Source organism: Kitasatospora sp. NPDC059827 (genome assembly GCF_042731675.1).
Classification (GTDB): domain Bacteria; phylum Actinomycetota; class Actinomycetes; order Streptomycetales; family Streptomycetaceae; genus Kitasatospora.
The window spans coordinates 12,403-37,620 of record NZ_JBHWIV010000025.1; the positions used below are offsets into that span (position 1 = coordinate 12,403).

At 70.0% G+C, this 25,218-nt stretch carries 26 protein-coding genes and 1 pseudogene; 20 read left to right on the forward strand and 7 right to left on the reverse strand.

What is annotated here, in order from left to right; all coding sequences use genetic code 11:
• Positions 1–72 precede the first annotated feature (72 nt).
• Positions 73–297 carry a hypothetical protein gene (locus tag ACFV8H_RS17835; protein WP_380400753.1) on the forward strand — a complete coding sequence of 75 codons (225 nt, stop codon included), beginning with the start codon at positions 73–75 and terminating at the stop codon, positions 295–297.
• Between the two features lie 201 nt (positions 298–498).
• Here ACFV8H_RS17835 and ACFV8H_RS17840 read toward each other — a convergent pair whose 3' ends face one another.
• The 3 genes from ACFV8H_RS17840 to ACFV8H_RS17850 all read right to left on the reverse strand — a co-directional run bounded on the left by ACFV8H_RS17840 (position 499) and on the right by ACFV8H_RS17850 (position 3,225).
• Positions 499–828 (reverse strand): hypothetical protein, encoded by a 330-nt coding sequence (locus ACFV8H_RS17840; RefSeq protein WP_380400754.1) that lies wholly within the window; start codon positions 826–828, stop codon positions 499–501.
• Positions 829–955: 127 nt separating this feature from the next.
• Positions 956–1,462: a hypothetical protein gene (locus ACFV8H_RS17845; RefSeq protein WP_380400756.1), complete on the reverse strand. Its 507-nt coding sequence runs from the start codon at positions 1,460–1,462 to the stop codon at positions 956–958.
• Positions 1,459–3,225 (reverse strand): ABC transporter ATP-binding protein, encoded by a 1,767-nt coding sequence (locus tag ACFV8H_RS17850; protein ID WP_380400757.1) that lies wholly within the window; start codon positions 3,223–3,225, stop codon positions 1,459–1,461. The genes ACFV8H_RS17845 and ACFV8H_RS17850 overlap by 4 nt, the downstream gene beginning before the upstream one ends.
• A 320-nt stretch (positions 3,226–3,545) precedes the next feature.
• Between ACFV8H_RS17850 and ACFV8H_RS17855 the strand changes: the two genes are divergently transcribed.
• The 5 genes from ACFV8H_RS17855 (at position 3,546) to ACFV8H_RS17875 (ending at position 7,492) form a co-directional block, all read left to right on the forward strand.
• Entirely contained in the window at positions 3,546–3,737 is a 192-nt protein-coding gene (locus ACFV8H_RS17855; RefSeq protein ID WP_380400759.1) for an LxmA leader domain family RiPP, read from the forward strand.
• Positions 3,738–3,832: 95 nt separating this feature from the next.
• Entirely contained in the window at positions 3,833–4,465 is a 633-nt protein-coding gene (locus ACFV8H_RS17860) for a flavoprotein (protein ID WP_380400761.1), read from the forward strand.
• A 578-nt stretch (positions 4,466–5,043) separates the two neighbouring features.
• Positions 5,044–5,391: a hypothetical protein gene (locus ACFV8H_RS17865; protein WP_380400763.1), complete on the forward strand. Its 348-nt coding sequence runs from the start codon at positions 5,044–5,046 to the stop codon at positions 5,389–5,391.
• Entirely contained in the window at positions 5,388–6,530 is a 1,143-nt protein-coding gene (gene lxmK, locus ACFV8H_RS17870) for a class V lanthionine synthetase subunit LxmK (RefSeq protein ID WP_380400765.1), read from the forward strand. The genes ACFV8H_RS17865 and lxmK (ACFV8H_RS17870) overlap by 4 nt, the downstream gene beginning before the upstream one ends.
• 5 nt (positions 6,531–6,535) lie before the next feature.
• Positions 6,536–7,492 (forward strand): T3SS effector HopA1 family protein, encoded by a 957-nt coding sequence (locus ACFV8H_RS17875; RefSeq protein ID WP_380400767.1) that lies wholly within the window; start codon positions 6,536–6,538, stop codon positions 7,490–7,492.
• Positions 7,493–7,519: 27 nt separating this feature from the next.
• Here the strand turns inward: ACFV8H_RS17875 and ACFV8H_RS17880 are convergent, their stop codons facing one another.
• Entirely contained in the window at positions 7,520–8,722 is a 1,203-nt protein-coding gene (locus ACFV8H_RS17880) for an IS110 family transposase (RefSeq protein WP_380400769.1), read from the reverse strand.
• Positions 8,723–8,933: 211 nt separating this feature from the next.
• Here ACFV8H_RS17880 and ACFV8H_RS17885 point away from each other — a divergent pair, with 211 nt between their 5' ends.
• The 4 genes from ACFV8H_RS17885 to ACFV8H_RS17900 are packed head-to-tail and all read left to right on the forward strand — an operon-like array spanning position 8,934 to position 13,325.
• A complete protein-coding gene (locus tag ACFV8H_RS17885) occupies positions 8,934–9,692 on the forward strand; it encodes a class I SAM-dependent methyltransferase (protein ID WP_380400770.1) in 759 nt (252 codons plus the stop codon).
• Between the two features lie 24 nt (positions 9,693–9,716).
• Positions 9,717–10,976, forward strand: coding sequence for a M16 family metallopeptidase (locus ACFV8H_RS17890; protein WP_380400772.1), 1,260 nt, complete (start codon positions 9,717–9,719; stop codon positions 10,974–10,976).
• The gene (locus ACFV8H_RS17895; protein ID WP_380400774.1) at positions 10,973–12,196 is read left to right on the forward strand and encodes a M16 family metallopeptidase; all 1,224 of its coding nucleotides are present in this window, start codon (positions 10,973–10,975) and stop codon (positions 12,194–12,196) included. The genes ACFV8H_RS17890 and ACFV8H_RS17895 overlap by 4 nt, the downstream gene beginning before the upstream one ends.
• 10 nt (positions 12,197–12,206) lie before the next feature.
• Positions 12,207–13,325: a LysR family transcriptional regulator gene (locus ACFV8H_RS17900; protein WP_380400776.1), complete on the forward strand. Its 1,119-nt coding sequence runs from the start codon at positions 12,207–12,209 to the stop codon at positions 13,323–13,325.
• Positions 13,326–13,368: 43 nt separating this feature from the next.
• Here the strand turns inward: ACFV8H_RS17900 and ACFV8H_RS17905 are convergent.
• The 3 genes and pseudogenes from ACFV8H_RS17905 to ACFV8H_RS17915 all read right to left on the reverse strand — a co-directional run.
• Positions 13,369–13,533: pseudogene (locus tag ACFV8H_RS17905) on the reverse strand (transposase); the annotation flags it as partial.
• A gap of 249 nt (positions 13,534–13,782) precedes the next feature.
• Positions 13,783–14,148, reverse strand: a complete 366-nt coding sequence (locus ACFV8H_RS17910) for a transposase (protein ID WP_380400778.1) — start codon at positions 14,146–14,148, stop codon at positions 13,783–13,785.
• A 253-nt stretch (positions 14,149–14,401) separates the two neighbouring features.
• Positions 14,402–15,061 (reverse strand): response regulator, encoded by a 660-nt coding sequence (locus ACFV8H_RS17915; RefSeq protein WP_380400891.1) that lies wholly within the window; start codon positions 15,059–15,061, stop codon positions 14,402–14,404.
• A 468-nt stretch (positions 15,062–15,529) separates the two neighbouring features.
• Here ACFV8H_RS17915 and lxmK (ACFV8H_RS17920) point away from each other — a divergent pair, with 468 nt between their 5' ends.
• From lxmK (ACFV8H_RS17920) to ACFV8H_RS17965, 10 genes are all read left to right on the forward strand, one after another.
• Positions 15,530–16,606, forward strand: coding sequence for a class V lanthionine synthetase subunit LxmK (gene lxmK, locus ACFV8H_RS17920; protein WP_380400780.1), 1,077 nt, complete (start codon positions 15,530–15,532; stop codon positions 16,604–16,606).
• Positions 16,603–17,586, forward strand: coding sequence for a T3SS effector HopA1 family protein (locus ACFV8H_RS17925; RefSeq protein WP_380400781.1), 984 nt, complete (start codon positions 16,603–16,605; stop codon positions 17,584–17,586). Before lxmK (ACFV8H_RS17920) ends, ACFV8H_RS17925 begins: the two co-directional genes overlap by 4 nt.
• A 104-nt stretch (positions 17,587–17,690) precedes the next feature.
• Positions 17,691–17,915 (forward strand): LxmA leader domain family RiPP, encoded by a 225-nt coding sequence (locus tag ACFV8H_RS17930; RefSeq protein WP_380400783.1) that lies wholly within the window; start codon positions 17,691–17,693, stop codon positions 17,913–17,915.
• A gap of 59 nt (positions 17,916–17,974) precedes the next feature.
• The gene (locus tag ACFV8H_RS17935; protein WP_380400785.1) at positions 17,975–18,175 is read left to right on the forward strand and encodes an LxmA leader domain family RiPP; all 201 of its coding nucleotides are present in this window, start codon (positions 17,975–17,977) and stop codon (positions 18,173–18,175) included.
• Between the two features lie 122 nt (positions 18,176–18,297).
• Positions 18,298–19,320 (forward strand): methyltransferase, encoded by a 1,023-nt coding sequence (locus ACFV8H_RS17940; protein ID WP_380400787.1) that lies wholly within the window; start codon positions 18,298–18,300, stop codon positions 19,318–19,320.
• Between the two features lies 1 nt (position 19,321).
• Entirely contained in the window at positions 19,322–20,212 is an 891-nt protein-coding gene (locus ACFV8H_RS17945; RefSeq protein ID WP_380400789.1) for an ABC transporter ATP-binding protein, read from the forward strand.
• Entirely contained in the window at positions 20,209–21,468 is a 1,260-nt protein-coding gene (locus ACFV8H_RS17950) for an ABC transporter permease (protein WP_380400791.1), read from the forward strand. The genes ACFV8H_RS17945 and ACFV8H_RS17950 overlap by 4 nt, the downstream gene beginning before the upstream one ends.
• A 61-nt stretch (positions 21,469–21,529) precedes the next feature.
• Entirely contained in the window at positions 21,530–23,311 is a 1,782-nt protein-coding gene (locus ACFV8H_RS17955) for an ABC transporter ATP-binding protein (protein WP_380400792.1), read from the forward strand.
• 13 nt (positions 23,312–23,324) lie between these two features.
• On the forward strand, positions 23,325–24,287 hold the full coding sequence (locus ACFV8H_RS17960; RefSeq protein ID WP_380400794.1) for an LLM class flavin-dependent oxidoreductase: 963 nt from the start codon (positions 23,325–23,327) through the stop codon (positions 24,285–24,287).
• A gap of 80 nt (positions 24,288–24,367) precedes the next feature.
• The gene (locus ACFV8H_RS17965) at positions 24,368–24,982 is read left to right on the forward strand and encodes a flavoprotein (RefSeq protein WP_380400796.1); all 615 of its coding nucleotides are present in this window, start codon (positions 24,368–24,370) and stop codon (positions 24,980–24,982) included.
• The last annotated feature ends 236 nt before the right edge of the window (positions 24,983–25,218 follow it).

Sequence of the window (25,218 nt, forward strand, 5' to 3'; positions counted from 1 at the left end):
GGGGTCGGGCAGGCTCCCGCGTGCGGACGGCCCTGCCTGAGATCAACTCGTTCGCGGCGGACGGGCAGCCCTGTGACTGGCTCGGTTATCAACGGCGAGGCCCGGGCGGGCGTCGAGGACGACCCGGCCATCGACCAGGGCCACCCAGCCGTCCAGACCGTCCAGCTTCGCGGCCTGGACGCCGGTGAGGTCGTCGGCCTTTCGCTGACGGCGCATTCAGGCGTCCACCGCGTCGCCGTCACACCACTGCCCGGGCCGGCCGCCCGAGCCATCGAACAGCGGCGTTCGCTTGCCTGACGCGGATCACCAGGACGGTACGTTCTTCGCTCACTCAAGAGGCGATGCGCAGCGCCGCCGGGCGCCAGACCGCCCGACGGCAGTATGTGACCGTGCGACGATCAACTACCGGATGAACCTTGGGATCCCTGGCAGGTACTGGTCTCGCTTTTCGTTACCATGCGGTCGAGCACGTCTTCCGCGCGCCCGACAAGGTGCTCGTCAGGAACACCACACCTGACCATCGTCCGACCAACCCGCCTGAGCCTTGCCCCGGTCGTCGCCGTCCAGGCCCAACGCGGCGAGCACGGCGTTGAGTTCGGTCGCCGCCGCTCTGGCCTCAAGCCAGGCAGCTTCGTAGCCCACCCCTTCGAGCATCGGCCCGCCCGCCGGTTCGGTTGAGCGGACCGGCGAGCCGTTGATACGGCTGGTGGCGCGGCGGGTGGTGGCCTGCACGAGGGGGCGGGAGCTGGGGACAGCGGTCTTTCCGGAGAGCGGATTGTCGACGCCGAGCTGAGCATCCGCACGCGTACGGCCGGGGCCGGTCTCCATGGTGGAGACCGGCCCCGGTGTCGTTCGGTCAGGCGACGGGCGTCTGGGCCGGTTCGGGTCCGGTGACGCGCTGGGCGTGTCCGGGTGCCGGGGCGGACTTCCCGTCCGGGATCGCGGACTGCGGGGACTACTGGCCGGGGATGGAATCGAGCAGGGCCATGACGAAGGCGCGGGGGGCGGTTTGGGCGCCGGTGCCGAAGGCGAGGGCGAGGAGGTAGCCGACGGTGGCGTCCTGGGGGTCGACGGGGCGTTGCCAGGCCGCGGAGATCCATTCGTTTCCGTGGGCCTCGAAGGTGGCGATGTCTTCGCCGTCGCGTGTGAGGGTGCTGGTCTCCGTGCTCCTGGCGGCGAGCCGGTAGGCGGTGGTTCCGAGGAGGGCGTCGACGTACCAGGTGCCGCGGCGGAATCTGGCGGGGCCGGGGGTGAGGGCGAGGGGCTCGTCCTGCACCTGGGCGGTCAGGAGGGTGCTGTCGCCGGTGCCGATCGGGTACGGGGCCTGCGCGGCGCTACCGGGCCTGCGCCGGACCGTGCCCGTGGGGACGAGCTCCCCCGAGACCTCGGCGAAGCCTCCTGCGGTGTCGAGGGTCACGGCCAGGGTGCGGAAGTACTGGTCCTCGACGGCGTGGGTGGTCATGCGGACTCCAGGGACGTGGGTGGGGCGCCGGTGAGCTGTGTGGTGACGAGCCGGCGGTAGGTCGGGGTGGAACGGGCGAGTTCCCGGTGGGTTCCGGTGCCGACCACACGCCCTGTGTCGAGTACGACGACATGGTCGGCACTCAGGACGGTCGACATGCGGTGTGCGATGAACAGGATGGTGCAGCGGGTGGAGACACGGGCCAGGGTGGTGCGCAGTGCCTCCTCGTTCTGGGCGTCGAGGTTGGAGGTCGCTTCGTCGAGGAGCAGGACCTGGGGGCGGCGTAGGAGGGCGCGGGCGATGGCGAGGCGTTGGCGTTCACCGCCGGAAAGGGTGACACCACGTGCACCGACGGGGGTGCGCAGGCCCGAGGGGAGTCGCGTGACCAGGTCCTCGAGGCGGGTGTCGCGAAGTGCTCGGGCCAGGGCCGCGGGGGTGACGTCGGTGGTGCCGTAGAGGAGGTTCTCCTCGAGGGTGCCGTCGACCATGGGAGCGTCCTGTTCGACGTAGGCGATGTCGCGCCTGCTCTCGGCCCGTGTCATGCCGGCCATGTCGGTGTCGTCGAGGTGGATGGCGCCGGTCTGGGGGTCGTAGAAGCGTTGCATGAGCGAGAACAGCGTGGTCTTTCCCGAGCCGGACGGACCGACGATCGCGGTTTGCGCGTTCCGCGGCGCGACGAAGGAGACGTCGTGCAGGGTGGTGTCCCGGCCGGCGTAGCCGAAGGTGAGATTGCGGACGGAGACCTGCGGCGGGGTGCGCAGCCGTGACCGGACGGGTACTTCGACGTCTTCCTCGATCGGCATCTTCTCCACCTGCTCGACCCTTACGAGGGCTCCCAGGCCCTGTTGCAGAGTGGTGGTTCCGGTGATCAGCGAGATGATCGGTGAGCCCACGTTGAAGAGGTAGAGCAGGAACGCGATGAGTGTGGCGAGGTCCAGGCTCCCGGTTGCCGTCATGACCCCGCCGACGCCGATGACGGCGAGGAAGGAGGCCTGGATGGCCAGCTGGCCCAGAACCGCGATCGTCGCGCTGTAGCGGGCTCCGATCAGTCCGGCACGGTAGGCGCGTTCGGCGGCTTCGGTTGCGCGCCGGGTCTCGACCGCCTCGGCTCCGTTGGCCTTGACGGTGCGGGCCGCGCCGAGGGACCTGTCGAGCGCGGCGCCGATCGCGCCCACGGAGTCCTGGGCCTGGGTGACCGTCCGGCGCAGACGGGGCAGCACGATGCCGATTCCCAGGCCGATACAGGCCAGGACGGCGAGGGTCACCGCGAAGAGCACCGGGCTGAGCAGTCCCATCAGTACGAGTGTGGCGATCAGGCCCAGGGCACCGTCGACGATCTGGATCAGACCGCCCGTCGCACCCGCCTGCACCAGGGTGCTGTCGGAGGTGACCCGGGAGGTGAGCTCCGCCGGCGCGGCTCGGTCCAGTTCGGGGACCCGCAGTCGAACGAGCCGCCAGATCAGTGCGCGGCGGACGGACAGCACGACGCGTTCCGCGGTCCGTTCGGCGAGCCATGCCTGTATCCAGGTGAAGAGGACCGACGTGACGAGTAGCCCCGCCAGCCACCAGAAGCCGGCGCCGGCGCCGAGGCCCGCACCGAGGGACTGCAGGACGTTCTGCACGATCAGGGGCTGCGCGAGCGAGGCGGCGCTGCCCAGCAGGGTGAGGGCCAGAACCGCGAGAAGGATCCAGCGGTGGGGCTTGGCGTAGGCCAGCAGGACGCGCAGGGACCCGCGAGCACTCGAGTCGGTCTCCTCTTTCACGGCGGTTCCTCCGGTGTCCGTCCGGCGCATCGCCGGTTCGGGTGGCCTCGCACGAATTCAGGAGGGGTAAAGCATCGGAAAAACCAGAGTACCAAGATTCACAAAGGAGGCGACGGTTCCGAGAAGTCTTTTCGCACTCGCTTCGCTTCCATGGCCACAATTTTTTCTTGTAGCGGTGACAATATTCTTCATTTACGATCCCATGGCTATTCGTTTGCTCCCCTTGTAGTCTTTGAGACCTGCTCGCGGGTTCGCCGACTGCGGAGCCCCGAGCGGATCACCCAGAGGTATCGCCGAGAAGGGAAATCCTCATGGAAACGATGAACGAGCGCGATGTCTTCGAGGGCTACGCGTCCTACACCACCGCCTCCGAGCTGGGTCTCTACGACGGGGCCGAGGCGCCCGAGTTCGCGGTCAGCAGTGCGATCTGCCTGCGGGCCACACTCGTGGTCGCCAAGTCGAGCCAGAAGTGCGCGCAGAGCATCGGCCACTCGGTCGCGTCCAAGTGCTGATCCGCTGATCGGTGCAGTCCCGGGGTGGGGCCCCGGTCTCACCCGGCCTCACCCCGGCACATCGGATACGCGCCGGCGAGAAAGGGAACGGAGTCATGGACGACGAATCTCCGCCGGAACAGCTCGATCCATTCCGCTACACCCCTTTCACCCCGCGGCGCCTTCTACTCGTCGGCACCGGGGCACTGGGCGTCTCCTTCCTTCCGTTCTGGGTCAAATGGTTGGCGACCGTCCACCCCGATGTCCAGGTTCGGGTCGCCCTGACCCGTTCGGCCCGGCGCTTCGTCTCGGAGGAAGCCCTGGCGGTGCTGTCCCGGCGGGCCGTCATCAGGGACGAGTGGGACGACCAGCACGGGGTGGAGGCTCTCCACGTGACGATCGCCGAATGGGCGGAAGCGGTCGCGGTCTATCCGGCGACGGCCCACTTCACGGCCCGCTTCGCCCTGGGCCTCGCGGACACCCCGGTGCTGCTGGGCCTCCAGGCGACGGATGCCGTGATCGGCATCGCGCCGTCGTACCCTCCGCACGCGCACCGCAGCCCCGTCCTCCAGCGGCACGTGCAGACCCTCCGGGCGCTCCCCCGTGTCGTGGTGCAGCCGACCATCCCGGCGGTCAGCGCCACCACCGGCGCCCTGGACGACGGAAGCGCCGGCTACCTGTCACAGATGCTCTCCCTCATGGAGGAGCGGCACTCCCTGCTGGCACGGAGCCAGAGGAGTGCGCCATGACCCGTCCCGGCGCCGCGGCCGGTGCCGCCAGGCACTTCGGTACCAGGCTGTGCCGCACCACCGTCCGCGCATCGCACCGCAACCTGTACCGCTGGGAGGTCCGGTGCCTTCCGGAAGCAGGTACCGGACCCGCCGGTACCGTTCCCTCGGTACGGTCGGCGAACGCTGCCGAGTGCGTCGCCCCGAAGCCCCTGGCCGACGGAGCACTGGCCTACGACCTGCACGGACCCTACTCCGCCGCGGACTGGCTCCTGGACCCGCGGCCCGCGGCCTCCGCCTTGGTCACCCGAACCCTGCACACCGTCGGCACGACGATGCGCACCGCGTCCTGGGACGACACCGGCGTCCCCGCCCAGCGACGGCCGCCACCAGGACTGTGTCGCCTGGCGCGCTGGCTCACGAACGAGAACCCGCAACCGGGCACCGCGCGCCTGACGGACGGGATACGACGGATCTGCGGGTACCGGCGCATGAGCACCCTGCACGAATGGTGCCACCATGCGTGCTCCGGACCGACCACCCGAATCTTCGGGGACCTCTCCCTGGCCACGATCGTGCCTCCCCTACGAAGGGGCCCCGTGGAGATCATGCTCGGCCCGGAGAGATCCCACGGGCCGGAAGGGTTCGACCTCGGGTGGCTCCTGGGAGAACTCCTGGAACTCCACTGGCTGGCCGCTTCCGCCGGAAAGGTCCCCCGCCACGCCCACGCAGAGATCGCACACACGCTGACGGCAGCCCACGGCCCGGTTCCCGAAGTCTCCACCGTCGCCCATGCGGCCGTCCTACGGATCCTGACCCACATGCACGACCACGCCGCCTACGTGGCATGGAACGAAGAGTTCTCCGACTACTTCGGACTCATCGCCGAGCTTGTCGACCACGACGGGCTGCAGGTACTCGAACTCGCCGGGAGGTGCGCCGGATGAACACGACGGCCAGGAGCGACGCGTCGTCCCTGGAGGAGGTACAGGCGGAAGACTCCACCAGGGACCCCGGTATCGCACGGCTCATGCACCGCCTCGGCCTGGGGGAGTTCATCGCCGACGGCATCGATTCCTTCATGGGACAGCACAGGAACTGGGCCGGAAGGACCACCTCCGGAGCAGAAGTACTCATCAAAGACCTCGCCTCGGCCCGGGAGACCCCCTCGCCCGGGCTGAAACGCTCCATCAGCTACGAGAGAACGGCAGCCGCGAGGAAGCCCCCCGGCGCGCTGAGGTCCCCCCGCTGTCTCGGGTGGGACACGGAGAGATCACTCATCGCCTTCGAATACCTGCGGGGACGGAAGACCGCATCCGCGCTCATGCTGGGAGGGCGCTTCGGCCCCCCGCAGTGGCATGCGGTAGGACTCGCGGTGGGAGATCTCCACGCGTTCACGCCCCGCCCGGGGCCACAGTGCATGCTGGACACCTCACCACCCGCGTGGCCGCCCCTGGACTGGCTGGAGGCACTTCCCTGGCCCCAGGCCCAAGAGTCCTCCATGGCGCAGTTGGCCGCCTGGCGCCTGATCCAGGACGATGCAGCCCTGGTCACAGCCTTGCGGCGGCTACGGTGGCAGGAAGGGCACACGTCTGCCGTTCCGTCCCACTGCGACCTGCGTCTCGACCAGATCCTCCAGTACCACGGCACTCTCCACATCTGTGACTGGGAGGAGTTCCGCCTCGCCGATCCAGCCCGCGACCTCGGTTCGCTGCTGGGCGAGCTCCTGTTCCACGCCGTCCTGTCGGCGCTGAGCGACCTCGGAGCCGACAGCGGCAGTACCCCGTCACACGAGCGGATCCTCGTGCGCGGCACCACGAGCATCCGCCGTCACCGGCCGCACATCGCCGCGTTCTGGCACGGTTACGCCCGGACCTCGAGCGCGCCGCCGGACCGAGCCCTGGCCACGCGCGCGGCGGCCTTCGCCGGCTGGCACATGTTCGACCGGCTCCTCGCCGGTTCCGACGAGCAGGCCCGGCTCAGTCCCGTCGCCCGTGCCGCGGCCGGTATCGGACGGTCCCTCGTCCTCACCCCCGAGCGCGCCGTCTCGCTCCTCGGCCCGCGCAGCGGCCAGGGGGGAGCGTGATCGCCGTGACGGACGATGCCGTCCTCAACGAACGCCTGTCCACGGCGCTGGCCGACGTCACGGTCGAGCCCGGCGCGCGACGTGCCTTCGTCGGGCCCACCGTGCTCCGCACGGACAGCGCACGCGCCCTACGCGCGCAGTTGTCCGACGCCCTCTACGCGACCTTGCACGCCGGCCACGGCGCTCACCGCGCCCGCCCCTCCGGCGAGCAGCCACGCGCCCGAACCGTCCGCGACCACGACTTCGAAGCCCGGCTCGCCCGGTGCGTGCCGCACCGACACACCCGCGCCCGCGGCGTGCTGCTCGGCACCAGTGCCCGAGGCCCGATCGTGCGCCTCGCCGACGTCACCGTCCTCCTGTCCCAGGAGCAGGTCGTCGGAACGCTCCCTGCGCCGGGCCACACCGTCGACCTCGTTCTGGACGCCGCACGGCCGGTGCTCTCCCCGGGGTTCTTCTACGTCCACGGCAGCCGGCTGACCCTCCTGGACGGCCCGGTCCGACGCGTCTACCTGCACATCACCACCGCGTCCGCGGCCCCCGGCATCCTGGCGACCACCGTCGCCGTTCTGGAACGACGCCAGGCCCGCTACCACCTGAAAGTGCTCTCCGCACCCGACGGCTTCCCCCGTCGGGACGCCCTCGTCATCTACCTGCCACCGGACGGGGAGGCGATGGCGCAGCACGTGGCCGCCGCGCTGACGGGGCACCCCGGTATCGGATCCGACACCTCGGTCCTGGCCGCCCCTCTCGCTCCCGGCGTCTGCACGGCCTGGGAGCCCTCCGACCCCCGTGCCGGCATGCGAGGCATGAGTTTCGGACAGCACCGGAGCTTCGCGATCGCCGAAGGGCTCGTCGCCCACGCCACCGACCCCAGTCCCGGCCACCGTGCCGCCGCCGTGGCACATGCCTTGCGCGCCGCCGACATCGACCCCTTGGAGCCCGCGCGCAACCTCAGCGGATGACGATGAAGGAGAATCTCAATGACCGTGTCAAGCCGCTTGCGTGACCGGCGGAGCGGAGGTGAACAGCCTTTTGTCACGCAGCATGGCCCACAGGACGTCGACCCGGCGGCGGGCGAGTGCCAGCAAGGCCTGCGTGTGGAGCTGCCCCTCGGCGCGTTTCTTGAGGTAGTAGTCCCTCGATGGTCCCGGCCGCATCATCGCGGACTGCGCGGACATGTAGAACAGCCAGCGCAGGCGTCGGTTGTAGCGCTGCGGCCGGTGGTAGTTGCCGGTGCGGCGGCCGGAGTCGCGGGGGACCGGTGCCAGGCCGGCGTGGGAGGCCAGACGGCCGGCGTCGCGGTAGCCGGACAGGTCCCCTGCGACGGCGACGAACTCGGCGCCCAGGACAGGGCCCATGCCGGGCATCGACTCGATGATCTCGGCGCGCTCGTCGGTGCGGAACGTCTCGCGGATCTCCCGGTCGTTGTCCTTGATCCGCTCGTCCAGCGCCAGGAGCTGATGGGCCAGGTCGCGCACCAGCTTGGCGGCCCGGGCCTCTCCCGGCAGGGCGGTGAGCTGGGACTGGGCGGCGTCCACCGCCTTGGCAGCGACGGCGCCGGCGCCGCGGACCTTACGGCGCTCCAGCCAGGTCGTCAGCCGGTTGACACCGATCCGCCGAAGGGCGGCCGGGGTCTGGTACTCGGTCAGCATCACGACCGGGCCCTTGGCCGCGGAGTAGTCGAATGCCCGTTCCAGGGCCGGGCAGACGCCGACCAGCAGGTCCCGCAGCCGGTTGATCAGCCGGACGCGGTCGGCGATCAGGTCGCGCCGGTAGCCGGTCAGCAGTTGCAGTGTAGAGACCGGTTCGGGCGGCGTCTCGATGGGAGCGAAGTCCCGGCGCATCCGGGCCTGGTCGGCGATGACCAGGGCGTCCTTGGCGTCGGTCTTGCCCTCACCACGGTAGGCACCGGTCATCCGGTTGACGGTACGGCCGGGCACGTAGACCACCCGCTGGCCGTCGGCGATCAGCAGGGCCAGCAGCAGTGCCGAGGCCCTGCCGGAGATGTCCACCGCCCATCGGACTTCGCTCGCCTTCTCCCGTGCTGCGGCGATGAGTTGGATGATCTGCGACTCGTCGTTGATCACCTTCGTCGAGAACAGCGACCGGCCCTCGGCATCGACCGCCACCGCCCAGTGATGCCCCTTGCCGGCGTCGATGCCGACCCATATCCGCTCGTGCGGCGTGCCCACGCCCATCGCTCCGTTCCACCGTAACCAGCGCTTTCGTGGCCCGAGGAACACTCCGCCGACAGGTCCTTAACCAGCGATGACCGCAGTTCCCAATCAGCAGTCGGAGCGTCCCGGAGGACCGGGCGACCATTCTCCTGAAGCCATCAATGGCAGACATCCCATCAGCCACACCCGGTCCCCCCGGACCGCCTCACATTCTTAAGGAACCCCCATGACCAAGCCCCCCGCCCCCACCGACACCCACTTCGCCGACGTCTTCGCAGACCACTACGACCTCGTCTACCCGCCCACCCCGGACATCGACGATCTCATCGCCTTCCTGGAACAGCGGCAGGCACCCCCCGGCAGCGTCCTGGAGTTCGGAGTCGGAACCGGTCGTGTCGCCCTCCCCCTCGCTCGGCACGGCTTCACGGTCCACGGCGTCGACGCGTCCCCGCGCATGCTCTCCCGGCTGGCCGACAAGAACCCCGACGGTCTGGTGACCACGACCTGTGGTGACTTCAGCGAGCTCGCCCTGGGCCGGACTTTCGACTTCGTCATCGCCCCCTACAACGCCCTGTACTGTGCCGCCAGCCCGCAGGAGCAGATCGCGGCCTTCAACGCGATGGCCGAACACACCCGGCCGGGCGGCTACACGATCATCGAATCCTTCGATCCGAGCCTGCTCCACGTCCAACAGGGCACGAGCGTGTCGACGCGCCCCATCGGCGACGAGGGCATCATGATCGAATCAATCGACACCGTCCCCGAGCACCAGTACGCCATCGTCTCGGCGGTGTTCCTCCGCGACGGGTCCCCGCCACTCACCGCGACATCGACCCTGCGGTACATCTGGCCGGCCGAGATGGACCTCTACGCCGGCGTGGTCGGCCTCGAACCGGAGGACCGGTACCTGGGCTGGAACGGCGAAGCCTTCCGTGCCGGAACGACCCGCCGGATGACCATCTCCGTCTACCGCCGCCCCGACTGATCCCCCGCAGCCCCGGTGCCCACGATGACCCCCAGCACGCAGACCGTGCGGCTGGACAACGGGCTGCGCCTCGTTGCCGCACAAGCCGCCCACCGGCCCGTCACCGCCCTCGACATCGCCGCCGGCTCGCGCAACGACCCCCCGGCGCTGCTCGGCCTCGCGCACCTCGTCGAACACCTCATGTTCCCCAGAGGGGGACCCTCACAGGTCCTTGGCTCCCACACGGCGCTGATCGAGGCCGCCGGCGGTACCTGTGGTGCGACCACCTACCGCGACCACACCAGCTTCCACACCATGGTGCCCTCGCGCGAGGCCGACACCCTCTACCGGCAGGAAGCCTCCCGTCTCCTCCACTTCGCCCCGACCCCCGAGCAGCTCCGGACCGAGGTCCGGGTCATCGCCCAGGAGATCCGAGAAGCCGGGACGGGGCCTCTCCGGCTACCGGTCGACCGTATCCGGGCACGGCTCGTCGACCACGGCCACAACGGATTCGGGGACACCACCCACCTCGCTCACGCCACACTGCAGCAGGTCCACCGCTTCCACAGCCACCACTACGGCCTGGAACACACGGTGGTCGCGATCGTGGGGCCCGACGCGCCTTCCCGGACGCTGGCCCGAGCAGCCCGCCGTTTCGCCCCGCTCCCCGCCCGCCCCGGTGCCCTGTCACCCGACGCCACCACCACAGCAGTCCCGGCCCACCCGGCGTCCGTCCTCACCCAGTTCCCCGGCCCCGCACCCTCGCCCACCGTCCTCGCCGTCGGCTACCTGCTGCCCCCGCCCGAGCCGGGACGCCCGGAGTGCACCGCCCAACTCGTCCTCGCCGAACACCTCAACCGCACCGTGCTCCCTCAGCTCACCAGGAGAACACCCGGCCTGCTGACAGCCCGATGGACCCACGGCTACTACGGCGAGCCCTTCCACACCATCGAGCCCGACCTCGCCCACTGCTCCATGCTCCTGGACCCACTCGGCAACCCACGGGGCGTCACCACCGCCCTCCAGAGCGAGTTGCACCGCATCGCGTACTCGGGCCCGGGCGAACCGGACCTGAGACGCGCCGCCGGCGCGCTCCAACTCGCGCACTGGCAGCGCAAGGACGCAGCAGCCGAACACGCACGCATGCTCAGCCGCTACGCGCTGCTCTACGACGACGCCGACTGGCTGGAACACCTGCCCCGGGCCATCCAGGGCATCACCACAGAAGCCGTCCAGCACGCAGCCCGAACGCTCCTGCACGGCCCCCACGCGGCCGAGATCCTCAACGGCGGAAACCTCCGATGAGCACCACCACCTTGGACAACGGACTACTGGTCACACTGCTCCCCACCCACCACATACCGGTCACGGACATCCGCCTGGTCATTCCGGCCGCGCGAACCGCCACCGCGCTCCCGGCAGCTGTCGACGTCCTGGCCGCAGCCGTCCTGGCCGGCAGCCGGCGCACCGACCGCACGGCCCTGGCCGACCGGGCAGCCGACGTCGGAGCCGTTCTGAACGCTTCCCTCACGCCGGAGTCCCTCGTCCTGTCCGCCACCGTACTGTCCAGCGGTACCGTCACCGCACTGTCGCTCCTGGCCGAGGTCTGCACCGCCCCCGCGTACGCCGCGGGCGAGGTCGACCTCGCCCGCGGCAGGCTGGCCGCCACCACGGGCTCCCCTCAGCCCGCCGCCCGTCTGGAACGCCAGCTGCTACGCCACCGGTTCGGCGAGCACCCCCTGACAGCCGAACCCCCCACCTCGCAGGAGTTGCTCGAGGTCACCCGCGAAGACGTCGTGCGCACGCACCACCACCTGGTCGTTCCGCAGGGAACCACCCTGCTGGTCACCGGAGACTTCCGCCCCACCACCGTCCTGACCGCAGTGGAACTCGCCTTCGGCCCGTGGACGGGCCCGCCGTCCCACGCGGTCCGTCCCCCGTTCCCTGCCCACCCGCAGGCGGGCTCCTTCACGATGCACCAGCTCCACACCTCCGAGTCGATCACCGCCGTCGCCGCGACCTCCGTCGCTCTCGATCACCCGGACCTGCCCTCGCTGCACCTGCTCAGCCTCGCGCTCGGTGGTATGCGGTCCTCCAGACTGGTCTACACACTGCGCGAGAGAACCGGTCGCGTCTACGGAGTGGAGTGCGGCCTCCGGCACACCCGTGTCGGCTCCTGGCTCATGGTGCGCGCCCGCTCCGCCCCGCGAACCGGACACCGCATCGCCGCCGACATCCACCGCTGCATCAACACCGTCGCCATCTCGGGGATCACCGAGCAGGAAGCGGAAGCCGCACGTGATTACGCCATCGGATACACTGATCTGGCGATTTCAAACCAATACAGTGCGGCAAACGCCTACGCAGGGTTCTTGATGCAAGGCATCGATCCAACATGGCCTTCCGATTTCTCGGAATCACTGCGGATCGTGCGACCCCATGACATCAACGCGGCCGGAAAGTATCTCCGGGACTCGCTCACCACAGGTGTTCTGGACAAAACCCCCCGAGGCTGGCCAGGCTGAGGGAAGTGCCATGGACGTCAATCTCCGGCTGCTCGAGTCGCTTCTCGCCGTGGCGGAGGAGGGAAGCATCTCGCGAGCCTCCGTACGCCTCCACCTCACCCAGCAAGCCGTCAGCGGACACATCGGCCGGCTCGAAAAGGCCCTGGGGCACTCACTGTTCAAACGCACCCCGCAAGGCACCTCCCTCACCCCCACGGGCGAGGCCGCGGTCCGCCACGCTCTCCAGATACTCAGCGCCGTCGACAGCATGGTGGCCGAGATCGGTTGCCACGCACCCTCAACCCTGCGGATGGTGTTCAACGTCCACTGCACCGCGCGGTTCCTGCCGAAGGTGACCGCTCACCTGCGCCAGTGTGTACCGGGGATCCGGATTCAGGCCATCCCGACACTGAGCCGCACCGAAGCCGTCCAACTCCTGATCGAGGACCGGGCCGACGCCGCCCTGCTGTGGCTCCCGGTCGGCGACGACAGGCTCGCCGTCTCCCCCATCCTGTCCGAGCCCCGAGTGGTCGCCGTCCCCCCGGACCACCGGCTCGCCGAAAGGTCGCAGGTAGCTCTCGCAGACATCACCGACGAACCGATCATAGGACCGCACTCACTCATCCCCGCCGAAGTGCGGCGAGAATGGTTCATAGAACCACGCCCGAACAGCCACCCCGTCCAGTACGGGCCAGAGGGTCGCACACCGGAGGAATGCCTCCAATTCGTCGCAGACCACTACGGCATCTGGATCGCCCCGGAAGCCATGTCAAAACATTTCACCCACCCGGTCCTCTCGTGGCCGTCCCTCACCGACGTCGCCCCCATACGCGTGGGCCTGGCATGGATCCACCGTCGAACCTCCCCGTTCATGATGAATCTACTGAACACCAACAAACCTCCCAGCCGATTATCCTGCGACCCACTCGGGGATCCGCAGCCCCGACTCGCATGCCTGGCAGTCTGCTTGCTGCCGCGCCGATCGCGGTGCGGGGTTCCAGCACGCGGCGTGGGTCACCCGGCCAATCGGTCGAGACGCGAACGCCCGGGAGCGCAACCACGCCTACGCCCGCGCCAGGGCCACCGGCGGCCCTGGCCTGGGCTTTGGGGAGGGCCCGCTGTTCGGCGAGGAAGAGGTGGGCGGCGCTGACGAGGGTGACGTGGCGGTGCCAGCCGATGTAGGAGCGGCCCTCGAAGTGGTCCAGGCCCAGGCGGGTCTTCAGCGCGCGGTAGTCGTGCTCGATCCGCCAGCGTGACTTCGCGAGCCGGACCAGGTCCTTGGCGGGGATGTCGGCGGGCAGGTTCGATGTCCGGTACTTGACCGGCTCCGCCTCGTTCTCCGGCCACGGGGCGATCAGTCAGGTGAGCGGGATCGTGCCGTCGGCGGCCGGCTTGGGACGGCGCCCGGCGAGCCGGACCCGCGCAGGAGTACGAAGTGCGAGCTCATCGCCGCTTTTGAGCCCTTGCGCCTGGTCACGCTCCGTCCCGAGCGGCGTCCGGCGGCCAGCACGTGGGTGGAGTCGGTGCGCTGCGTGGTGCGCTCGGCCACGAGCCCGGCCTGCTTCAAGCGGGCGAGCGCCAGATCCAGCAGACGGTCGGCGCGGTCGTCATGGGGTGAGACGCTCGCTGAAGTCGGCCAGCACACTGCGGTCGAAGCCGGGATCGTCCAGCTCCATAGCCATGGAGTACTTGAAGTCGATGCGGCAGCCGACCGCTTCGGCTGCCTGGCGGTCCGACAGCACGCAGACGGTGGCCAGCTGGGCGCGCGAGAGACCGGGACGGCCGTCGCGCGGGTACCAGTCGGCGAGGTCCTCGTCGTGCCACAGCCCGTCCAACCGGTCCCGCACCCACGTCGCCGTCGTCCCCTTCGGGTTGCTCGCCCGTGCGATACGCGCAGTCAGAGCGGGAACCTGCTCACCGGAACGGGGACGGACGGACAACGCGCACCTCGCCACTGGGATGACCTGCACCACAGCCACGAACCTGCCCACTGATCACCCCGCTCAGCCGGGCACTACCAAGATCACCGACAGAGTCAAGCTGACGGAAGACCCAACAAGGCAAGGCCCCGGTGGGAGCCGGGTTGGTGACCGTGACCCCGAAGGCCCGGTCCCGTCGGGCGGATCTCGACCGTGGCGGCCGCTCCGGGTGCGTGCTTGCGCACGTTGGTCAACGATTCCTGGACGATTCGGTACACGACGCGCCGCACCGCGGTGTCGGCCGGGCTCACCGGGCCGCGCTGTCGACGAGGAGGCCGGCACGCTGCGCCCACAAGGCGGCCTGGACGCGATTGCCGACCGCGAGCTTGGCCAGAACCGTGCTGACGAGGGCCTTGGTGCTGCTCTCGCTCAGGTGCAGGCGCAGGCCGATCTCGCGGTTCGTGAGCCCCTCCGCGAGGAGCACCAGGACTTTCTGCTCGCGCGCGTTGAGGGCAGCAGCGTGCTCGTCGGCGGATGTGACCGTGCGATGACCGTGGAGGTAGCCGTCGATCACCGTGGACGCGACCTTCGGGGTCAGGACGAACGTGCCCGCGTGCAGTGAGCGGACGATCGGAGCGAGGCAGTCCGGGTCGGTGTCCTTCAGGAGGTAGCCGCAGGCACCCAGGCCGAGGGCCCGGGCGACGTACTCGTCCATGTCGAAGGTCGTGAGCATCGCCACCTTGGGCCGGTGTGGCAGTTCCACCAGACGGGCGAGAACGGTCAGCCCGTCGACGTCGGGCATCCGAACGTCCAGCAGGACCAGGTCCGGGGTGTGCGAGGCGACCGCTTCCAGGGCTTGGCCGCCACTGACGGCGGCCACCACCTCGATGTCCGCGGCCGCGTTCAGGATCAGGCTGAAACCCGAACGAATCAGTGCCTCGTCGTCGACCACCGCAACCCGGATCATGCTGGTACCCCGTCGTGTCGTGCTGTTCGACCGGATCCGGTTGACCACGCCGACCCTGTCCTGCGAGTGGGGCCTCGTATCGGGCCGCCGAAGGTCCGAGGATAACTGATCGGTTCCGGCCGATCTCTCACAGCGAGTGACCACGCACCGCATCGGCCCATGCGGTGCGCCGGGGGTGGCTGGCCCATGGTGGAGATCCCACGGGGGCAGCCTCCTGAGCCGGTCAGCGGACGGCACCCCCGCCGATCGGCGGGGGCGCTGCCGACGAAATACTCGAATTCCCTGACCGGTCGGCCTCTTTCAGTCGCCGGGATTCCCTGGAATCGTTCACCGCAGGCAGATCGCACCGCACGTGGATTGCCGTCCGCTGATTCCATGAACCTTCCGGAATTCGAATCCGTGCGGCAAATATGAAAGAGGACAGTGGAGCAAGAAATATCCTTCGCCGTGAATCGCGGATATGCGCCGGTGGATCTCGACGACGTACCCGAGGTGGATGAATTCCTCGGCCGCCTCGGGCTGGGGCCGTTCGAACGTGCGTCGCTCTCGGCCCCGGTCGGACGGAACGACGCCTGGGCAGGGAGGACCCGCAGTGGGCGGAAGGTCTTCGTCAAGCGATTGCTCGGGCAACCCGGTGACGTACGGGAGCGGATGCGCCGACTGCTGTCCTTCGAACGCTTCCGTACGACCCTGCCGGCCGGAGCGGTGCGGACCCCGCGCTTCCTGGGTGCCGACGAGACGTTCGGTCTGGTGGTCTTCGACCATCTCGACGAGGCCGTGAACGGTGCCGAGATGATGGTGGACGAGACCTTCGACGACCAGCTCTCCTTCGAGGTCGGCCGGACGATCGGCAGGATCCACGCAGCGGTTCCCGAGGACCCGGACGGCTTCGACACCACGCTGCCGGCCCTTCCCTCGACGAGCCTTCTGCGCGGCATGTCCCAGCAGATGTTCGAAGGCCTCAGCTTCGCGGGCCTGGAGGCCTGGCACCTGATGCAGGGCGACCGGGGCGTCGTGGAAGCGATCGCCGCTCTCGCGACCGAGGAGAGCCGGGCGCCGCGTGTCCCGTCGCACTGTGACCTGAGGGTCGACCAGCTCCTGGTGGTGCGCGGGCACCTCTATGTCGCGGACTGGGAGGAGTTCCGCTTGGCCGATCCGGCCCGGGACGTCGGGTCGTTCGCCGGTGAGTGGCTCTACCGGTCGGTCCTCGACATCGTCACGGCTCGAGGTGATACGGCCTTCGCCGACGTCGAGTTGACCCACGAGCTGATACTCGACCGCGGCACGCAGAAGCTGGATCGTTTGCGCCCGAGGGTCCGGCACTTCTGGAGCGGATACCTGGAGACCGCGCCCGCAGCCGACGACGGGCTGATCGAGAGGGCCACGGCGTTCGCCGGCTGGCACCTGCTCGACCGGCTGATCGCCGGAAGTGCGCAGCGTTCGCGAGTGTCCGGCATCGAGCGGGCCGCTGCCGGAATAGGGCGCTCGGCCCTGCTGTCACCGCGGAGGTTCGCCGCTGCCATCGGTTTGGGGGAGGCCGCGTGACCACCTCACCGAAGTCGGCGGGCCTGCCCGGCCGGTTGCTGGCCGCACTCGAGGGTGTCGAGGTCGCGACGGACCTGTGCGAGGCCGAGGTCGGAGGACGGTCCCTGCGCGCCGACAGCCCTCGTGACCTTCGAAGGCTCCTGTCCGGGGCCCTCTACGAGGTGCTGCACGCCGGACAGGACGTGGCTGCCGGGGCGATGCCGTTCCGCATCAGGGACGAGGCGTTCGAACGGACCCTCACCGAGGCCGTGCCGCACCGGCGGACCGTGGTGTCGGCACGTCTGTGTGTCGCCCCCGGGCCGCCGACGGCGGATCCTCGCCTCCGTGCGGAGGCCGGAATGCTTCTCGTGGAGCGCGAGGGCGTACGGGTCTGGATGCCTCGGGAGTCGGTCCGGAACGCCGAGGCCGCGGTGGCCGGAGACCGGGTCACGCTGGTGGTGCCGCCGACGCGTCCGGCCCTGTCTCCCGGGTTCTTCCTGGTCGACGGCTCGATGGGGCACCGGCGGCCGGCGCAGCTGTTGAGGGTCTACGTCAACCTCACTCACCCGCGTCACGCCGCAGCCGTGTGGCACCAGGTTCTGAGTCACCTGGAGGACAACCGGGTTCCCTACCGGTCCAAGGTGCTGTCAACTCCGGCGCTCTACGCACGGCGTGATGCCCTGGTCGTCTACCTGGGCGTCGGGTTCGAGGCGGAGGCAGCCGGTGTCGCGAAGGCCGTCGACGGCATGACCGGTGTCGGTGCCGAGACCTCCGCTTTCACCGACCGGCTCGCGCGCGGGGTGGCGACCGCATGGGAGCCGGACGATCCACGACCCGAGATGCAGGGCCTCAGCTTCGGGCAGCATCGCGCTGCGGCGGTCGCGCTGGCCCTGATGGACCGGGCGAGGGACGGCAGTCCCATCGACCGGGCACTCGTCCGACGGTTCCTTGAGGCCAACATCGACCCGGGCGCCCCCGCTCGCAACCTGACGCGGCCCTGAACCTTCGGGCGGGCCCTCAGATCTCGTCCGAGCCGATTGCGGGGGGCGCGGTCACGCGCCTCCTGTTTTCGACTCAGGCGATCTATCGAACAAGGAGAAATCTTATGCAGAAGAGCATGGCGATCATGGAGCTGGTGTCCGGTTACGACACCTTCGCCACCGCCGGTGAGCTGAACGTCACCGCCGCTATGGACGCCCCCGCGACCTCGCCCGCATGTGTCTGGTCCGCCGCGACGGTCGCGGCCCGGGTCAGCTCGGCCAAGTGCGGTGCGTGGGTGGGCAGCGCGGTCGTCAGCGCCGCTTCGGCGACCGTCGACAGGGGCTGCTGACCCCGGGCCGCACAAACCCGCTGCAGGAACCGAAACCTCGTTGAGAAGGAGAGATCCACATGCAGAAGAGCACGGCGATCATGGAGCTGGTGTCCGGTTACGACACCTTCGCCACCGCTGCTGACCTCGACGTCACCGCGGTCTCCGACGCTCCGGCGACCACGCCGGCGTGCGTCATCTCCGGAGCTGCCCTCGGCGGTGCCGGGGCCAGCTGGCTCACCACCAACGTGGCCACCGCCACCTACAAGAAGGGCTGCTGACCGCAGCCCGACCGTGGCGTGGGTCCGGAGCACCGGCGGGTGCTCCGGGCCCACGCCCTGGCTCGCGCAGCGGGGACCACCGCCGCGCTGCGCTCCCTCCGACAACTCTGGACCGCTGCTTCATGACGAACACACCACCACCCGAAGAACTGATGGCCATGGCCGACCTGCTCAGGCCGGCCGCGATCCGGAGCGCGGCGACGCTCCGGTTGGCCGACCACATCGCGGACGGAGCCGCCACGGTGGACGAGTTGGTGGAGGCCACCAACACGCATCCCGAGGTGCTGCCGAAGCTCCTGCGCTACCTGACCTCGATCGGGGTGCTCCGGATGAGCACGGCCGGACGGTACTCCCTCGCGCCACTGGGGGCTCTGCTGCTGGACGACCACCCGGCCCAGCTGCGGCGGCACCTGAGCACGGACGGACCTTTCGGCCGGGCCGACCTCGGCCTCGTCCGACTGCTGCACACGGTGCGGACCGGGCAGGCCTGCCACGAGGCGGCGTTCGGCCGCTCCTACTGGGAGGACCTCAACGAGGACCCGGCCGTGGCAGGGGAGCTGCAGGACCTGATCCCCGGCGAGCTGGGCTGGGACGCGGACCTCGTCGTGAACGCCTACGACTGGAGCACCGCGCGCCGCGTCGTGGACGTGGGCGGGAACACCGGCACCCTCCTCATCGAGCTCGTCCGTCGGCACCGGCACCTGCACGGAACGCTGGTCGACCTGCAGAACGTGGCCCGGATCGCGGGGCGGCGCTTCGAGGAGGCCGAACTCTCGCACCGGTGCGAGGCCGTGATCGGCAGTTTCTTCGATCCCCTGGTACCGGGCGGTGACGTCTACCTGCTGTCAGCGGTCCTCGCGGACTGGGACGACGAGCACGCCGTGCGGATCCTGCGGCGGTGCGCCGACGCGGCCGGCCCCGACGGCAGGGTCCTGCTGGCGGAGGTGAACCTGCCCGTCGACGAGTCGCAGGAGGCCGCCGGCGCCGCCCTGTGGCTGCGCGCGATCATGCCCGCCCCCGTCCGCTCGGTCGAGGAGCTCAAGCGACTCGGCGCCGCAGCCGGCCTCCGGGTGACCTGGGAAGGGCCTGCCACCGCGGTCCGCTCGCTGCTGGAATTCTCGGTCGCCCCCCGCGAGGACGGCTGAGGTGCTGGAATTCGACCACGTCAGCAAGCACTTCGGCACGAAGCCGGCGCTGACCGACCTGACGTTCACCGTGCAGCCCGGGCAACTCTTCGGCTTCTGCGGCGCCAACGGGGCCGGCAAGACGACGGCGATGCGCATCGCGTTGGGCGTGCTCGATGCCGACCACGGCACGGTCCGTTGGCGTGGCGTCCCCGTCGACGACGAGTCCCGCCGCCGCATCGGCTACATGCCGGAGGAGCGCGGCCTGTACGCCAAGATGCGCCCCCGGGACCAACTGGTGTACTTCGCCAGGCTCGGCGGAGTGCCGACGGCCGTCGCGAGACGGCGGGCGGACGAGTGGATCGAGCGCCTCGGCGTCACGATGACACCGACCGACACGCTGGAGAGGCTCTCGCTCGGCAACCAGCAGCGGATCCAGCTGATCGCCGCGCTCATCCACGACCCGCAAGTGCTGATCCTGGACGAGCCGTTCTCGGGACTCGACCCGGTAGCGGTGGACGCCATGGCGCAGGCCCTCACCGAATTCGCCGCCCGGGGCGTTCCCGTGGTCTTCTCCAGCCACCAGCTCGAACTGGTGGAGCGGCTGTGCGACCGCGTGGGCATCCTCGCCCAGGGCCGCCTGGTCGCCGAGGGAACCGTCGAGGAGCTGAGAGCCGCCGACGGGCAGAGCCGGCTGCGCATCTGCGTCACCGGAGCCCCGCCCGGCTGGGAGGAGCGGCTGCCCGGCGCACGACCGATCGGCCGCGAAGGCGGGACGGTGACCGTCTCCCTGGCCGAGCGGGCTTCGGCGCGGCAGGTCCTGGCCGCCGCCCAGTCGATGGGAGAACTCGAGCACTTCTCCTGGCACCAGCCCACCCTCGCGGAGGTCTTCCGGAAGTCGGTGGCCCCATGAGCGGGAGGGTCGACGTGCGCGCCGGAGCCGGCCGGCCGCGCCCCCCGGTCCGTCTCGGCACCGTGGCTGTGATCAGGATCGTCGCCGGACGGGAGATCGTTCCCCAGTTGCGCAGTAGGGGCTTCTGGGGGTCCATGCTGCTCACCGTGGTGATCCTGACAGTCGCGATGGCTGTTCAGGCCGGATTCAGCGGTGGTGGCAACGGTGGACGGGACGTCGTCTCCGCGAAGGTCGGCATCGTCGGCGAGCGCCCTGAGTTCACGGGTGCGCTGCACCGGCAGGCTGCCACGGCCGGCGCCGACCTCGGTGTCGTCCACCTGGCCGACAGCGCCACCGCCGAGTCGGCGCTGCGGGACAGCGCCGTGGACGCGGTGGTCCTGGAGGACCGGGAGGTCCTGGTGACCCCGGCGGTGCCCGCGGCGCTCGGTGCGCTCCTGGCGGAGGCCGACCGGGAGGCCTCCCGGTCGTTGCGACTGCGCGAGCGAGGGCTCACCGACCACGACATCGCGGCGGCCCTGGACGTGGCCCCGCTGAGGGTGACCGTCCTGGACCGGAGCGGAAGCGGCACGAGGGAGCGGCAGCGCTCGACCGTTGCGGTGTTCGCCACCGTCGTTCTCTTCTTCCTGATGCTCGGCTTCGGCATGACCACCGCCCAGGGCGTGACGGAGGAGAAGTCCAGCCGCATCGTCGAGCTGCTGCTGGCCAAGGTGCCGGCCTGGCAGCTGCTGACGGGAAAGATCCTCGGAATCGGGGTGATCGCTCTCGTACAGATCGCGGTCACCCTGGTCACCGGCATCGCCTGCATGATCGGCTTTCACACCGTGGATCTGCAGGCGGACGCCGTCACCGTCGGCCTCCTGGTCGTGCTCTGGTTCGTCCCGGGCTACGTCCTGTTCTCCACCGTGTTCGCGGTCGCCGGATCGCTCGCCTCGCGCCAGGAGGACCTCAACCAGGTCCTCGGGCCGGTCCTGCTGGCGCTGACCGGCAGTCTCGCCGGTCCCCTCCTGGCCTTCCTGGACCCGCAATCCGCCGCAGCGCGGATCCTGTCCCTGACACCGGGCTTCTCCTGGTCCGCCATGCCCGTGCGGATGGCCGCAGCGCCCGTGCGGGCCTGGGAGATCGTCGTCGCCGCGGTGCTCATGCTGCTCGCAACGGCGGCGCTGGTCCGCCTGGCGGGCCGCGTCTACCGCGGCGGGATCCTCAAGCACGGCGGAGTCATCAAGGTCAAGGACGCGCTCCGCGGCGCAGGGCACTGACGGCACTGACGGCGCACCCCTCCGACACGAAAAGAACCTGGAACATCACTCAATGCAGCAGGTGAACACACATCAGAAGCTGGAGATCATGCGGGAACTCACCCGCGGAAACGGCTTCCACATCACCGTCATCGCCGTGCTCGCTCTTCTGTCGACGGGAGCCACGCTCGGCCTGCCGATGATCGCGGCAACCCTGGTCGAGAAGATCCAGCTGGGCGAGGACCTGACCTGGTGGACGGTGGCGACCGCGGGGGCCGGCCTGGGCACGGCGGCGGCAGGGGCGGTGGCGACGTTCCTGCTGTCGCGGATCGGCCAGCGGCTCATCTGCCGGCTCAGGATCCGGACCATGAACCACTCCCTCGGCCTGCCGCTGGCCGACGCCCGCCGGGAGGGCACCGGCAACCTCGTGGCCCGGCTGACCGCGGACGCCATGCAGTTCAAGGCCGCGATCGACATCGGTCCGATCCAACTGCCGATGGCTGCACTGACCCTGGTCGGCACGATGGTGATCATGGGCCTGCTGGACTGGGTCCTCCTGCTGATCACCGTCGCGTCCTTCCTCGCCGCCATCTTCATCGTCGCCCTGGTGATCACCGGCCTTCGCCGCAAGTACCTGGTACTCCAGGAAGAAGTCGGCCTGCTCGTCCAGGACTTCGTCGCGGCCCTCGAAGCCTTGACGGTCATCAAGGCCTACCGCGCCGAGCGGAAGGTCGCGGCGGACCTCGCCCACCGCGCCGAGCGGGTGAAGGCCCTGGAAACCGACGCGGCCCGTATGGAGTCGCTGATGGTTCCCGTGATCACCCTCGGCCAGCAGATCGCACTGGTCGGCGTGATCGTGGGCGGCGGCGCACGGATCCTCGCCGGGCAGCTCGACCTCGCGACCTTCATCGCCTTCCTGCTCTACCTGCTCCAGCTGACCGCCCCGCTGATCATGGCCGCCTCCGGGATCAATACGCTCCAAGCCGGGCTGGTCGCCCGCAAGCGCTTCAACGACGTGTTCGCGCTGCCCTTCGAAGACCTCTCGACATCCGCTTCGCGACCGACGGGTGAAAGCCCGTCCGCGGCGGCCACCGCGCCGGGCGCGGTTCCGGCCCTGCGGTTCGAGCAGGTCAGCTTCGGCTATGAGGGCCGCGAACCTGCCCTGAGAGACGTGGATCTGGAGGTGCCGGACAGGGGCCTGACCGCGCTGGTCGGACTGTCCGGCTCCGGCAAGAGCACCGTCCTCGGGCTCGTCGAACGTTTCATGACACCCGACAGCGGCCGAGTGCAGATCCTGGGCCGTGACCTCACCGAGTGGCCACTGCGAGAGCTGCGCGGCAACCTCGCGTACGTCGACCAGTCGTTCACCCTGCTGCGCGACAGCGTGCGCAACAACCTCACGATCGGACAGGACGCGCCACTGGGGGACGACGATCTCCTCGCGGTCCTGGGGAAGGTGGGGCTGCGAGACGAGATCCAAGGCCTGCCGCATGGCCTGGACACGGTTCTCGGGGAAACCGGCGACCTGTCCGGCGGCCAGCGCCAGCGGCTGGCCCTCGCCAGAGCGGCCCTGACCGATGCCCGTCTCGTCCTCCTGGACGAACCCTCCTCCCAGCTCGACAGCATCAACGAACAGCGGCTACGGGCGATCGTCGACGAACTCGCCGTCGAACGGGCCGTGCTGGTGGTCGCCCACCGGATCTCCACGGTGCAGCACGCCGACCACGTGATCATCCTCGACGCCGGTCGTGTGGTCGACCAGGGCCGGCACCACGAACTCCTCGTCCGCTGCCCCGCGTACGCCGAGCTGGTGAGCGGCCAACTGCTCAGTTCGGTCCCGTCCACCCCGGTCCCCTGCACCTGAGAGCTCGAACCCCATGGTCACCTTCTCGATCCTCCTGCCCTTCACCCCCGCCAGACCGGAGCAAGTGCTCCCGTTCGCGGCGCTGGTGCAATGGAGCAACGCCCACCGGCTCTGGCAGGGCCAGTCCGTCCTCGTCGAGCCGCACCAAGCGTTCGCCTACGCCGCCGCGTCCGGTTTCCGGATCCCGGTGGGCACCGGTGTCACCCTGATGCCGTTGCGCCACCCGTACGAGGCCGCCCTACAGGCCCGGTCACTGGCGGTGGTGACCGGCCACCCCGCGGTCGCCGGCTACGGACCCGGTGCCGCCGTCTTCCAGAGCAGCCTCCTGGGGTCCCCGTACGCGAGTCCGCTGACCGCGGCACGCGAGTACCTGACCGCCGTGCGCGGCGTCCTCGACAACACGGCGCCCTACCTCGCGGGCGAGTACGTCCACCTGCGCAACGACCTGCCGCCGTTGCCCGCCCCGCCGGTGGAGGTCGGCCTCGGAGTCCTGCGGCCCGCCATGGCCCGCCTGGCCGGCGAGATCGCGGACGTCGCCATCACCTGGCTCACCCCCGCGTCCTACCTCCGCGACGTCGTGGTGCCCGCGCTCCGTGAAGGCGCGGTGCGAGCCTCCCGGCCGGTGCCCCGCCTCGTCGCGATGGTGCCCCTCGCCCTGGCCGGCCCCGACCGGGACCCCGCGGCCATCGCGCTGGCCGGCAACGCCGGACACCTGCGCCTGCCGCACTACACCGACATGCTCCGCCGAGCCGGGATCGAGGTGGACGCGGACGACCCCGTCTCGGGCGCCCGGGCCCTGGTCCGGGGAAGGGCGTTCCTCAGCGGCGACACCGCGGAGCTGGCCGCCGCCCTAACGGAGTACCAGACCGCAGGAGTGGACGAGATCGTGCTGAACGTCACCGGCGTCTGCCAGCAGTACGGCGCCGCAGCCGCCCTGACCGAACTGGAGACCATCCTGGACGGTGTCACCGCATGAACGGGCACCGTACGGGCGAGCAGAGGGCCACCCCAACACTCGAGCGGGGGACGGAGACGCCGAACATCCGGGAGCCGGGCGTGTCGCGACTCCTCCTCGTGGCGACGGGATCGACCTCCGCCGCCGATCTGCCGTACTGGATCAGCTGGCTGCGGGCCTGCCGGCCACACCTCGAGCTCAAGGTGGTCGTCACCCGCAGCGCAGAGCGCTTCGTGACCCGCGCTGCACTGGCCGGCCGCAGCGGCGGCGAGGTCCTGCAGGACACCTGGCCGCCGGACGAGGGTACTGCCCGGCACGTCCAGCTCTCCGAATGGGCCGAGGCGATCATGATCTACCCCGCTACCCTGCACTTCATCGCCCGACTCGCCCTCGGGCTAGGCGACAGCCCCGCACTCCTCGCGGCACAGTGCACCACCGCCCCGGTCGGACTCGCACCCGCCCTGCCGCCCGGCGGGATGGACAGTGCCGCCTACCGCTCGCACTGGGCGGCACTCGCCGCCCGGGCGAACGTCGTCGTCGCGCCCCCCGGTCCCGGAGTCAGCGTGACCACCGGCCGGGCCGACGCCTGGGTGCCCGCGCCGCTGCCAGACGTGCTCGAACTCGTCGAACGCCGACAGGCCGAACTCGCCACAGCCCCCGGATCGAACTCACCGAGGAGCGTGCCGTCCGCACTGGCGGACGGAGCGGACGCATGACCAGCAGGCCGCCGAATCCACGACCGCCGACCGACCCGGCACGTCCGGGTCCATCGCCGACGAGCCCGCCGGTAGCCGAGTTCGGCACCGGGCTGCTCACCACGACGGTGACCCGGGACGAGGCCTACGGTTACCGATGGCACCGAACCCCAGGCCCCCTGGCACCCTCACCGTTCCACCATACGGACCCGCAGCTCACCGACCACCTCAGCGGCCACGCACCGGACGGCCGCACC